The organism is Hahella sp. HNIBRBA332 (assembly GCF_030719035.1).
In the GTDB taxonomy this organism is placed as follows: domain Bacteria; phylum Pseudomonadota; class Gammaproteobacteria; order Pseudomonadales; family Oleiphilaceae; genus Hahella.
Genome location: NZ_CP132203.1, coordinates 1,343,596 through 1,356,580, shown reverse-complemented (window position 1 = coordinate 1,356,580; position 12,985 = coordinate 1,343,596). Strand labels below are relative to the sequence as shown.

At 50.0% G+C, this 12,985-nt stretch carries 9 protein-coding genes; 3 read left to right on the top strand and 6 right to left on the bottom strand.

Features of this window, described 5'->3' with window-relative positions; translation table 11 throughout:
* Positions 1 to 698 precede the first annotated feature (698 nt).
* The 4 genes from O5O45_RS06345 to O5O45_RS06330 all read right to left on the bottom strand — a co-directional run bounded on the left by O5O45_RS06345 (position 699) and on the right by O5O45_RS06330 (position 4,953).
* Positions 699 to 1,772 (bottom strand): leucine-rich repeat domain-containing protein, encoded by a 1,074-nt coding sequence (locus tag O5O45_RS06345; RefSeq protein ID WP_305904404.1) that lies wholly within the window; start codon positions 1,770 to 1,772, stop codon positions 699 to 701.
* Positions 1,773 to 1,944: 172 nt separating this feature from the next.
* The gene (locus tag O5O45_RS06340) at positions 1,945 to 2,976 is read right to left on the bottom strand and encodes a hypothetical protein (RefSeq protein ID WP_305904403.1); all 1,032 of its coding nucleotides are present in this window, start codon (positions 2,974 to 2,976) and stop codon (positions 1,945 to 1,947) included.
* Between the two features lie 20 nt (positions 2,977 to 2,996).
* Positions 2,997 to 4,070 (bottom strand): leucine-rich repeat domain-containing protein, encoded by a 1,074-nt coding sequence (locus O5O45_RS06335; protein ID WP_305904402.1) that lies wholly within the window; start codon positions 4,068 to 4,070, stop codon positions 2,997 to 2,999.
* A 421-nt stretch (positions 4,071 to 4,491) separates the two neighbouring features.
* A complete protein-coding gene (locus O5O45_RS06330) occupies positions 4,492 to 4,953 on the bottom strand; it encodes an Lrp/AsnC family transcriptional regulator (RefSeq protein WP_305904401.1) in 462 nt (153 codons plus the stop codon).
* Positions 4,954 to 5,100: 147 nt separating this feature from the next.
* Between O5O45_RS06330 and O5O45_RS06325 the strand changes: the two genes are divergently transcribed.
* A complete protein-coding gene (locus O5O45_RS06325) occupies positions 5,101 to 6,024 on the top strand; it encodes a DMT family transporter (protein ID WP_305904400.1) in 924 nt (307 codons plus the stop codon).
* 546 nt (positions 6,025 to 6,570) lie between these two features.
* Complete coding sequence (locus O5O45_RS06320) at positions 6,571 to 7,341, top strand: DUF4852 domain-containing protein (protein WP_305904399.1); 771 nt, start codon at positions 6,571 to 6,573, stop codon at positions 7,339 to 7,341.
* Between the two features lie 143 nt (positions 7,342 to 7,484).
* Here O5O45_RS06320 and O5O45_RS06315 read toward each other — a convergent pair whose 3' ends face one another.
* Together O5O45_RS06315 and O5O45_RS06310 are read right to left on the bottom strand one after the other, a co-directional pair.
* The gene (locus tag O5O45_RS06315) at positions 7,485 to 8,450 is read right to left on the bottom strand and encodes a LysR family transcriptional regulator (RefSeq protein WP_305904398.1); all 966 of its coding nucleotides are present in this window, start codon (positions 8,448 to 8,450) and stop codon (positions 7,485 to 7,487) included.
* A gap of 721 nt (positions 8,451 to 9,171) precedes the next feature.
* Positions 9,172 to 9,489, bottom strand: a complete 318-nt coding sequence (locus O5O45_RS06310) for a 2Fe-2S iron-sulfur cluster-binding protein (RefSeq protein ID WP_305904397.1) — start codon at positions 9,487 to 9,489, stop codon at positions 9,172 to 9,174.
* Between the two features lie 1,145 nt (positions 9,490 to 10,634).
* Between O5O45_RS06310 and O5O45_RS06305 the strand changes: the two genes are divergently transcribed.
* A complete protein-coding gene (locus O5O45_RS06305; protein WP_305904396.1) occupies positions 10,635 to 12,851 on the top strand; it encodes a M4 family metallopeptidase in 2,217 nt (738 codons plus the stop codon).
* Positions 12,852 to 12,985 lie beyond the last annotated feature (134 nt).

Here is a 12,985-nt window from a genome sequence, read left to right as displayed (position 1 = left end):
TTCGACAAGCTCAGGGCGAACGGAGGGAGGCGCGGGGAAATCGCCCAGCATGTTGAATATTTGCCAAGTTGGCCGCCGAAAAAGAGGATGAGACTTAGGGAACCTCAGTCTCAGTAGAGTTTACGCTCCCTGAGCTGGTTCAGGTGATTTTCTGAACTCTTTTGTCCACAATCATAGCCGCGGACTGATGAGTAGTTTGACGCCCACCGCCCTACCCTGTTCTACACACCCCGTTCGCCCTGAGCTTGTCGAAGGGCCTCCCAGAGCGCTAATCTAAAATGACCAGCCTGAGTAGAAAAAAACGGCTAGATTTCACATTATTGATCCACTAGTTCCAGATTTCGCCTGTCGAGAGTCACTAAGAGCCCTTCGACAAGCTCAGGGCGAACGGAGGGAGTCGCGGGGAAATCGCCCTGCATGTTCAATATTTGCCAAGTTGGCCGTCGAAAAAGAGGATGAGACTTAGGGCGCCTCAGTATCAGTAGAGTTTTACGCTCCCTGTTGATTCAGGTGATTTTCTGAATTTTTTTGTCCACAACCATAGGCGCGGACTGATGAGTAGTCTGACACCCACCGCCATACCCTGTTCTACACACCCCGTTCGCCCTGAGCCTGTCGAATAAGGGGCGAGTCACTAAGAGCCCTTCATTTCGGATTACTGACATCCGGTGAGCCACAAGCCTCTTGTATTCTACTTGCTACTTTCCGCAACTAAAGTTGAATTTTTCCGTGGTCAAGGGATTGTTCTCAAGATTGATCCAGCCAACCTGGCAAAAGGCCGGGTCCAGGCTTGTGAATTTGTTGTTGGAAACGTCAATGCCGTGAGCCACTTCGACATCACCCCATTTTTCGAATTTGTAGTCCATGCCTTCCGCGTTATCCACATCGAAAGGCAGCCGCCCTATGTGGCCTTCAGTGGGCTGGCTCAATTGGGTAAGATGGGTCAGGGAGATCGGCAGCGTGGACAGGGAATTGCGGGCGAGGTGGAGAACCGCCAGCCGGTCCATGCCGTCCCATTGTTCCGGCAGAATATGAATATGGTTATCCTTTAAGAACAGGCCCTTCAGCGAGTGCATTTGAGTAACCGTATCCGGCACGGCCTCCAGACGGTTGCGGGCGAAGGACAGGTACTCAACATTGGGTAGGGTTGCAATGGAGGCGGGGATGGTGGCGAAGCGGTTGGCCGCCAAGTTCAGGTATTTCAGCCGGGTCAGGCCCGCCAGGGACTTTGGCAGCGTGGCCAGCTCGTTGACCGCCAGGTCCAGGGATTTAAGGCTGCTCAGGTTGTTTATCTTATCACTGATATGGGATATCCGGTTCATAGAGATAGACATTTTCTCCAGCCAAGGCATCTCAAACACTACCTCGGGAATCTCGGTGAACTCATTGGACTCAAGGCGGAGTTCTTTCAGGTTTGTCAGGTTTGACAGGGAGGATGGCAAATCGGTCAACTTATTACCGTTTATGGAAAGGACGGTGATATGTTCCAATCCCGGGCCGGAAAAGAGATCGTCTGGGAGTTTTTCTCCACGCCTACTGAGCCCTAACTCAGGAGTTTTGGTTTCGCGGGAGTGCTGAACGCATGCCCGGTATTCCTCCAGAGCAGTCGGGGACTCAAGGCAAGCCGCATGCAGGGCGCTGATGCGGTCATCCCTGGCTATTTCCGCCTGGAACCTCGCCTCCTCTTCGGCAGAGTCGCCGCAGCCGGAAAGTAGTCCACCGAGGACGGCGGCCAAAAGTAAACGGTGAGATTTCCGAAGCTTGCTGGTCATATGACATTCCTGTACAGCACTATCCCAGAGCGATGGTAGTAGCAGTGAATTATATGAATTCGTCGCCCGCCAGGTTGGACGTTTGACAACGGTGGCGATGGGAGCACGTTTCCTACACCCGATTGCTAAAGCGACGTAGACTGGACATTCCAAATGGTTTGCTATCTCTGCTTCAGGAAATTTTCTGAACTCTCTTATCTACGATCAACGGTGCATACTTCTGCCGATAGATATCACTTCGGTCGCCAATTTTAGCCAGCAAAGACTCGGCGCGCAGAATAATTTCCTTGTTCATGGTTTCGCCTAGATATCCAGAATCGATAAATTTGCTTTCCGCTTTGTACAGGCTTTTATGCAGTACATTTATCCGGTCGATAATGGTCTGGCCGATACGGTTATACCCGATTTTTTGATGGTAGCCCCTGCCGAAGCCGATATTTTTCGGATAATCCGCCGCAGAGGGGCTGACGCCGATAGAGGTTCTCCCGCCTTTGCGCTTTTGTACAAAGTCGCTATCGATAATCAGGTTCAGATACATGGTGAACTCTATTTCTTGGGCAAGTATTTCTTCCTTGTAAGGAGATTTGTCAGGTGGAGCAAAGAACGGGCTATTGATTAAGCCTTTGTAGATCCGTCCTCTGTCTTCGATAGAGAGTTTGCTATTGGAAGCGACGTGGCCGACCATGGCTTTGACCGAGTTCTTCGCCTGTTCGGTAAACTCCTTGAGAGCGCTATCCACCCGCCAGGGCTCATCCGACAGAAGCTTCGCCGGGCTGTTGAACTTGGTTTCAATATCACGCTTGGCTGAGGCCATTCCCCTGGTTTTCAACATATTCCAGACCTCGCCGAGCACGAATTGCGTCGCCGCGCTGTTCTCGATAAAAGCGACGGTCTTGAAGACGCGCGTCAGGTTTCTTTTACAGATATAGTTCAACATGGCGTCCGCCAGCGCCACTCGGGCGGTGGTGGCGAAGGCGGAGGTCAGCAGGGCGCCGCCACACAGGGACAGTGCCAGGAAAGCCAAATCGAGCGCCTGTTGTTTTGATTTCTTATCTTCATTTAACACGCTCTGAAACTTCTTATGGGCCGCCTCGTATGCCCTGGAATAGGGGGCGCTGACATGCTCATCCCAACGGGCTTTCGCCTCGTTGGCTTCTTTGGATAGGTTTTCTAGTTTCCGGTGAATATTAAGGTGATCGCTCATTCTATCCGCTCCTTTCCTGTTTACTTTCCGCAACTGAAATTGAATTTTTCCGTGGTCAAGGGATTGTTCTCCAGATTGATCCAGCCCACCCGGCAAAAAGCCGAGTCCAGGCTTGTGAATTTGTTGTTGGAAACGTCAATGCCGTGGGCCACTTCACGTATCCCCCTTTCTTCAAACTTTTCGTCCATGCCTTCCGCGTTATCCACATCGAAAGGCAGCCGCCCTATATGGCCTTCGATGGACTGGCCCAACTGGGGAAGACGGGCCAGGGAGACCGGCAACGAGGACAGGGAATTGCGGGCGAGGTGCAGAACCGCCAGCCGCTCCATGCCGTCCCATTGCTCCGGCAGAATATGAATATGGTTATCCTTTAAAAACACCCCTTTAAGCGAAGGCATCTGCGTAATCGCATCCGGCACGGCCTCCAGTCGATTCTCAGCGAAAGACAGGTACTCGACATTGGGCAGGGTGGCGATGGAGGCGGGGATAGTGGCGAAGCGGTTGGCTTCCAGATTCAGGTATTTCAGCCGGGCCAGGCCCGCAAGGGACTTCGGCAGCGTGGCCAGCTCGTTAACCCCCAGGTCCAGGGATTTGAGGCTGCTCAGGTTGTTGATCTTGTCGCTGATATGGGATATCCGGTTAAAGGTGATGGACATTTTCTCCAGCCCGGGCAACTCGAACACCACCTCGGGAATCTCGGTGAATTCATTCTTGAACAGATACAGCTTTTTCAGATTTGTCAGGTTTGTCAGGGAAGATGGTAGGTCGGTCAATTTATTGTCGTTTAAGAAAAGGACGGTGACATGTTCCAATCCCGGGCCGGAAAAGAGGTCATCTGGAAGTTCTTCCCCACCTCCGCCGAGCCCTATTACAGGATTCTTGGTTTCACGGGAGTATTGGACACATGCCCGGTATTCCTCCACAGCGGTCGGGGACTCAAGGCAAGCGTCATGCAATGCGTTAAGCCGGTCCTGCCTAGCTATTTCCGCCTGGAACCTCGCTTCCTCCTCAGCGGAGTCGCCACAGCCGGAAAGTAGTCCACCGAGGATGGCGGTCAAAAGTAAAAGGGGAAATTTCCGAAGCTTGCTGGTCATATAACATTCCTGTACAGCACCTTGGTGGGGCTTGAAATCTATTTTTAACAAGTAAGTTGAGCCGCCTTACTAAGCGATTTTTCAAGTAAATATCAAGAACTCATGAGTTAATCCCTAAAAATCTCTGGCTGCGCTGCAAGTTAGCTTTCAGCCCATTTTTCCCACGTATCAGCAAACACGCAGTCCCCCAAATGGTATTACCCAAGGTGATATCACAGTGGCGGTGGCTTGTATTGAATTGATTGCAATAAATATTGCTTTTATAGCTGAAGCAAACCGTAACAAAACTACCACTCAATACACAAGCCGTCAGAAGGGCTATGCCATAAGGTTCGAAGGCAGTCCATTATTGTATTCTGACTGGCGAAATGCACAGGAACTGAGTTTTGTGAAAACCCTCTGGGCCAAACCCGGCAAAAACTCACAACGGCAAACTCAAGTCGGCTTTTACCGCTTCGATAGCGATGATGGTGTAGAACTTACTGATCTTCATGTCGTCTGGAAACAGTTTGCGGGTGAGTAGGTCGTATTCGGCGATGTTGGCCACGTTGACGATTAGTACGAAGTCGAACTCCCCTGCTACGTAGTAGCATTGCTGCACTTCCGGGAATTTGATGACGCGGCGTTTGAAGGCGTCGACGATTCGCGGTCCGCCTTTTTCCAGAATTACCTGAATGATCACGGTCATTCTGTTACCCAGCAGTTGTGAGTTCAGAATCGCCACTTCCTTGTGAATAATTCCCTGCTCTCTCAATCTCTTAATGCGACGCTGGATCGCCGTGGGTGATAGACCGATCTTCTCCGCCAGTTGTTGGGAGGTTTGCTGGCAGTCTTCCTGCAATGTTTTTAGTAATGCGACGTCAAACGAGTCAAGTGCGTTCATTTTCGCCTCTTTTATGCGTCTATTATGAAAATAAGCAGATTTACTACATTCTAAATCATAAATACGCAGAAATTCCTCACAACCTTCCTCCTAAAATGTCGCCCTGATGTTCAGCAATTAAAAGTTTTAGATAGCAGTAGGTGAATCGTGACAGTTGAGCGGGCTCGTATTGGACAAGGTATCGCCATGGGCGTCCTGGCGGCATTGATTTGGGGTATCTGGCCGGTTATTTCCCGCCTGGGCGTACAGCAGACTTTAACCGCCTACGATGTGGCCGCCATCCGCTTTATTGTGGCGGGCGTGATTTTCTTGCCTTGGGTCATCAAATCGGGTTTGGAAAGTCTGACCTGGAGACAGGCGCTGATTCTCACCACCGGCGCCGGCGCGCCCTATGTTTTGATCAGCGTTGGCGGCCTTACCTTAGCGCCCGCCAGCCACGGCGGGGTCATTATTTCCGGTTGCGCCTTTTTGTTCGCCACACTGGGCAGCGTCCTGTTATTGGGCGACCGTCCCTCTTCCCAGCGCTGGATCGGTTTCATGCTGATCGCCTTGGGCATCATGAGTATTGGCTATCGGAGCGTCACTACCTCATCGGACGCACTCGCTGACGCCTGGATTGGCGACCTGGTATTCGTCCTATCCGGTTTCCTGTGGGCGTCCTATACCCTCAACAGCAAACGCTACAATGTTCCGCCGGTAACCGGAGCGGCTATCGTATCCGTTCTATCCATGTTGATATATGTCCCCGCCTATCTGGCGTTCGGCGAGCCCCACCTTCTTCAGGCAAGCGGTCAGGAATTACTGGTTCAAGGCATATTCCAGGGCGTCCTCGCCGCCGCCATCGCCCTGGTGTGCTATACCAAATCCATCTCCATCCTGGGCGCTGCGCAAGCCGCTGTCTTCACATCACTGGCGCCCGGTCTGGCGGTGCTTTTCGGCGACCTAATACTCGGCGAAACGCCAAGCTCCGCCGAATATATCGGCGTCTCTCTGGTCATATTGGGATTGCTGACATCGCTGGGATTATTCAGCTGGCGGAGAGCATCCGCAGTTACAGCGGCTGATGCGTAGTTACAGCTTTACAGTCAACTGCGGTCTCTTATCCTGGCGAGACATGACGATTTACTCTTGGTAGAGAAAGTATTTTTACAACGCAGGCGCCTTTAAAAAGCAGCCTGCGTTATCAATAGCTCCGTTTTTAAATTGATTCTTCAGTGGCTTTAAAATACATCGCAAGAGCAGCTACATGAGTGCTAAGGATAAGCAAATAATACCTCCTCATTAGCCACTTTCTTGCGCGATCATCAATCGCCCTCCGCCATTAATCCAATATTGATAATCCCTAACGCCAAAGATCACAAGAATCCTTCCCTTTCAATGTATGGATAGGCGCCAAAATTGTAGTTATTATTCATCCCCTTACAAAAGACGGCAGTCACCATTGATGAACGCCACCCAGTAAAACCCAGCCTCGGAAATGGAATGACACACATTATGGATAATGAGGAAACAAACTGTTTCTTTATAGGGCAAAAGCGCCTTATTGCATGCGCACCCGCGCTCATTTCAATACCCATTCCAGCAACACATAATATGAAAGCTTGATTAAGGATAACGATGAAAATAGTAAAAATTCTAATAGCAACATTGGTAGCGCTTTACCTTACGGGGTGCGCCTCGAATGGCCGCCATATGTATGTAGACGGCAAGTGCATATCGTGCTGGAACAACCCTATTACGGAGGAACCATTAAACTATGAGCCTTCTGAGAGCAGCCGTCATGAAACGCACACCAAACAAGAGTTGCTAACCTGGCATGCCTTGATGCTGGAAGGCCTGTCAGAGTCCAACGTCAAGGACCTGACGCCATATGGAGAAGACTACTTAAAACACAACCTTGGAATTAAGTTCGTTTCGCAACGGAGCAATGAAATTTCATATCGCAAAAACATTCATCGAGCCACTTTAGAGCTGGAAAGCGCACTGGCCAAGCACTCCTTAAAAAATGCATATCAAATTACGGTTCCTGTTGAGTTAGGAAAATACGACTTTGATAAAGAGGCGTTTCCTTTTAGACCAGCGAAAGACTTTACCTTACGTGGGGGTAGCAATATTGAAATATTGCCTCGTGAGATCACGGTTACCGTTGAGAACCCTTCAGAGATTCCCAGTCTGAAAATGAGCATTGAAGATGCAGAGTCATTCCTTAATCACAGAAACAATGGTCGCAGGGTGTATGTTCGCTACATTATCGAAATCACAGGAATGAGCACGCCTTCAGCTTTTCAGTCTCAGGTTAGAGAAGTGCAGTTTATTGATATAAGCCCAAGTATCGTGACAAGAGATAATAAAGAAGTATATCCGCCGTTTCGCTCAGTCAAAATCTAGCGGGTTGAATACTCACACTGCTGACTCCATTCCGTCCCGCTTTCGACGCAAGTAAATACAAAGGTAAAAGTAAAGAGCGAGCTTTCCGATATCTCCATAGGGGCGCAATATCGGAAAGCTCCGGGCGCGCTGCTTACTTTTGCCTATTTCTGCATCAGCAACGGTTCTCTGTCGACATTCTTATGCGGGGGAATCAAAGTATGGGGGGATGGGAAAACATCGTCGACATATATTTCCCAGGGAGGTATTGGGCGGGTCTCCTCTACGACGTGGTTAATGAACTTCCTGACGTGGGCGGGTTGATGACGGGATTGGGTGTACACCAGGTTAAGATGCCGCGTGGGCTGGAAGCATTCTTTCTGAATGGGGATCAGAATGCCTTCTCTGATTTCATCCACGCACATAAACACCGGCAGCACGGCAATACCGAAGCCGTCCATCGCCATTTGCTTCGCCAATGAGAAATCATTTATCTGCACGCGGTCGCCAATCTTTTCGTTGATCCGGAAATCATCCAGGAGCTTGCAGTCATGCATGGCGATAATGGTGTGATTGATGACCTCATGGGGCGTGTCGGGCAGACCGTTCATTTCCACATATTCCGGGCTCGCCACATAAGTAAAGGTCAATACGCCAAGGCCGCGCGCGATCATAGTCGAATCCACCAGAGGCCCCAGCCGGAACGCCATGTCTATCCCTTCACTGATCAGACAGGTGCGGCGGTTGCTTAGATGGATATCGATTTTTACTTGCGGGGTCTTCTTGAGGAAATTGGTGAACAATTTCGACATGGCGTTATTGTTATTAAACGCCAGGGGCATACTGACTTTAATTTCACCTACGGGAGTGCTTTGCAGGGATTTGACCATGGCATTGGCCTCCTCCGCTTGCTGCACTATACAGGTGCAATATTGGAAATAAGCCTGACCGGCGGTGGTCAATTCGAAGTTACGAGTGGTTCTCCTTATCAGGCAAACGCCTAAAGATTCCTCCAATTGAATAATTTTACGACTGATGGTTTGTTTACTTATACCAAGCATCTGACTTGCGGAAGTAATGCTCTTAGTTTCCGCGACCTTGGTAAAAATACACATACTGTTAAGATCCATAGTGCATTCATCCCTAACTATAATGAAAAGCTTATTTTCTTAGTTTTATTAACGCCCGGCGTCTGGCCTCCAGCTACCGGTCAGTCGGTCCTGCGACCAACGTCTTTTCAACTAAACTGCAACCTATTCCAACAGCTGATGTTCCATCTTTCTAGTTATAAACAAGTTCAACCGTCTGTGCTGTTAAATATTCACATTTGGTGAACCCTTTCAGTCGCAACGCCTTACCGCTGAACCGCAAAGAGCGCCGCCTCCGGCGGAGAACGCAACACGTTCGCGCACGGAAATTCAGGGTGTCATGAACCGGACAAACCCGGTTCTTATTAGTTCCAGGGGAAGTAATAGTTATTCAGTATTTTTTGATGTTTTGTGGAGTGAGCATTCATCCTCAGAGCAGAATGTAAACTGATTCGATGAAGCTTTAAATAAACCTTTAGCCTAAACCGGGATATTTTTTTAAAAAGTGCTTCCGTCACCATAACTTAACCCTATTGTCCTACAAGTTTCGACTCGGATGAAATACCCACACCCAGTGTATCTGGATAGAGATATTTATACATGAAGAGATCAGAAGATTGGATACGCAAAGGCGGGTTTAGTTCCGCTGGCGCACTGTCGCGGGAAATAAAAACGATTAAGTGATCGTCCTTTTTAGTACGAGCCTTAATCGCCTGCGTGCGCCCCACCGCCAAATAGCCCAGCGGAACAAAATAAGCGTGAATCAGTTATCTTCGGTCAACTCCAACATCAGACCGTTCAACTCTTCCGCATAATTTATCTGACACGCCAGCCGCGATACTCCTTCGATGTAATCAGGCTTGGTTTCCAGCAGTTCGGCTTCATCATAAGCAGGTTCAGGCAAGTGGCGTGCGTTCTCCCCGCGCACATGAACATGACAGGTGCCGCAAATGCAGGCGCCGCCGCAAATGGCGGCCATCTCAAAGCCATTGTCCCGCAACAGCTCCATGAGAGAGTATCCCTCTACCGCCTGGATTTTTACTTCCGCGCCTTGCAGATCCTTCACGTTTATCGTTCCCATGTTCCACTATCACCCTGTCTTGTCTTTACTTCCCACCGCGCGGAGACATCCGCCGCACAGTTGACCCTGTTACGCCCTGACTCGCGTCGTCATTTGAAAGGCAGGTATTTTTCCTGCGTTTTTGGGGATTCTAACAATTTCTCCGTACCCCGATAGCGTCATAAAAGGGAAACATTGTCCCAATTTTGAAGCGATGATTGTCCAATAAGGTTTAATACCAGGTCGCCAATATACAATTAAGTCGCCTATATAAAAGCAAGTAAAGCGCGCTTTTTCCAATTTCTCACTATACGTTTCTTCTATTGAAACCACGAAAGGAAATCAATTTTTAAACAGAACCTTTATTTCATCTCCGTAATATTTACCGACGCGTATAAAATATTTATGTCAAAGAGCGCGACGAGCGAGTTGAGCGGCAGTTCTCAAAACTTAATGCCGTTTATTAAATGCCATCAGTAAAAACCGAAAGAATCAACCACTTAACCTGTGTTTTGAGCCTAGACATAGGCTTTTACCACTACGGAAAATACCTATAGATAATCCATTATCCTAGTCCTTATTAACGTTGACAGATTGTAATTTTTTAACCTACTATTTTTTCCACTTGCTTGCCGCGGCGTCAGCAAACGATGCGAATGGAAATACCAACTCATACAAAAATCGCATCAAGGAACGACTCCGGCAATCAGGTTGGCGGATTGTCGCCAAGCCCGGGAATTCAGAGGGTTATCCCTCTCATCAAACAGATGTGCGAGTGACCCGGGTGGCGCATCCCCATAACAAGGATGGGAAAGAACTGTACTTGGATGTTTGGCGATTCGGATAATAAAGGGCTACCAAGTGCAGTGTATGGATAGCTCTAACGCGACAGGGTTAACGCGTAAAAAAGATAACAAACGGGTTTGCTAAAAGCCTTATATGACTTTTACATGGAATGTGAAGTTTATTTGCCGTCACTTCACTGCGTTTCATACTTTTACCAAAGCATGAAATGATCCTATGGGATCAGGTGTACTTATATCCAACGCCTGTTCTGTTTCGTTTGCCTATCTTTTTATATATCGTTTCCTTTCGTATATACCTTCCTACTCGTTGAACGTCAGTATGTTTCGACCCGGTTAAATAATTAAAACTGGAGTTTTAGCATGTCTGATCGACACTTTAAGCTTAATGCCTTGATAGTAGGCCTTACGCTCGCTTCCGCTCATACCATGGCGGCGGAGCGCATAGATCTCCGCACTCATCAAAGCGCGGGATTCTCAGCGTCTGGCTCATCTATGGCTTCCCTGAGCAACGATGCTGCTTTGGGACTGTTAGGGGAGAATGGCGTCGTCACGCTTTCGAGCCGAACCGAAGCGAACGGCCGCACCTATGAAAGACTGCAGCAAACCTATCATGGACTGAAGGTTTTCGGCGAACACATCATCATGGTGCGCGATGCGAACGACGAAGTGGTCCACATGAACGGCGGCCTGATTCAGGGCATCCAGGCGGATCTGGACAATGGTTTCGTACCCGGAGCCAATCCCACCATTTCCGACAAAGAAGCGCTGAACATTGCGAAAAACAACAGCGGATTCACCTTCGTGAATGCGCCGCAATATCGCAATGAGTCCACCGAACTGATGATCTATTTCGACCAGGAGTCCGAACAGGCGAAGCTGGTCTACGTCGTCAACTATTTCTCCGAAGCCACCAAAGGCGCGCCTGATCCCAAGCGTCCTTTCTTCATCATCGACGCTCATAGCGGCGACGTGATCAAGACCTGGGACGGACTGGCGCATCAAGAAGCCACTGGTCCCGGAGGCAACGAAAAAACCGGAAAATACGAGTACGGCGCCGACTACCCCACTTTCGAAGTGGATTCCCAATGTCGTATGACCACCGCCAATGTGGAAACGATCAACCTGAATCACCGTACTTCCGGTGGCACTATCCACCAGTTCACTTGCCCGAGAAACACCGTCAAGGAGATCAACGGCGCTTACTCTCCACTCAACGACGCACACTTCTTCGGTATCGAAGTGTTCAAAATGTACAGCGAGTGGTTCGACACCTCCCCGCTCAACACCAAGCTGAAACTGCGCGTGCACTACAGCAACGGCTATGAGAACGCCTTCTGGGACGGCAGCCAGATGACCTTCGGGGACGGCGCCAGCTACTTCTACCCGCTGGTTGACATCAACGTGGTCGCACACGAAGTCTCTCACGGCTTCACTGAGTTCAACTCCGGTCTGGTCTATGAAAGACAACCCGGCGGCATGAACGAAGCGTTCTCCGACATGGCGGGCGAAGCGGCTGAGTTCTTCATGCACGGCGAAAACGACTTCTATGTCGGCGCAGCCATCATGAAAAACGGCGACGGTCTGCGTTACATGGACAACCCTCCCCGTGACGGCAGCTCCATCGGCCACGCCAGCGACTACTATGACGGCCTGGACGTGCACTACAGCAGCGGCGTTTACAACAAAGCCTTCTACCTGCTGGCCACCACCAGCGGCTGGGACACCAAGAAAGCCTTCGAAGTATTCGTACGCGCTAACCAGACTTACTGGACGCCCAACTCCAACTTCAACGACGGCGCTTGCGGCGTTGAGTCCGCTGCGGAAGACAAAGGCTACAGCAAAGCCGACGTTACCGCTGCGTTCGAGCAAGTCGGCGTAAGCTGCGACGGCACTGATCCTGGCGACCAGGTCATCACCATGGAGAAAGCGACGCCTATCGAAGGCATCTCCGGCAACCAGGGCTCAATGAAGTACTACAAACTGAGCGTGCCTGCTGACGCTACCGATCTGGTCTTCACCATGAGCGGCGGCAGCGGCGACGCTGACATGTACGTCAAGTTCGGCTCCAAGCCAAGCACCTCCAGCTATGATTGCCGCCCATACAAAAACGGCAACGATGAAGTGTGCACCTTCGAGACTCCAAGCGAAGGCGACTACTACGTCATGCTGCGCGGCTACTCCAGCTACTCCGGCGTAACCCTGGTCGGCGACTTTAATGGCGACACCGATCCTGGCGGCGGCGAGTTCGAAAACACTGATGACTATCAGATTCCGGACAACGACGCCAATGGCGTTTCCAGCCCGATCGAAGTGAAAGAAATCGGCTCAGCCAACTCCGTTGAAGTGTCTGTGAATATCGTTCACACCTATATCGGAGACCTGGTTGTACAGTTGGTCGGTCCAGACGGTAGCGTTCAAACTCTGCATAACCGTTCCGGCGGCAGCGCGGACAACCTGAACAAAACCTATACCGTGAACCTGGGCGGCAAGGACGTCGACGGTACCTGGGAGTTGAAAGTCACTGACCGCGCAAGACGCGACGTTGGCTACATCGACAGCTGGAAAATGGTGTTCTAAGGCAGACCGACAAGGTCTGATCTGACGCCTTAAATGTGACAGCAGTCTCGGACTGCGTAAATATCCGGCGACGCATGTCGTCGGATATTTTCGATTTTATTTAACACTGGTAAATTCAAGTTACCTATTGTGAC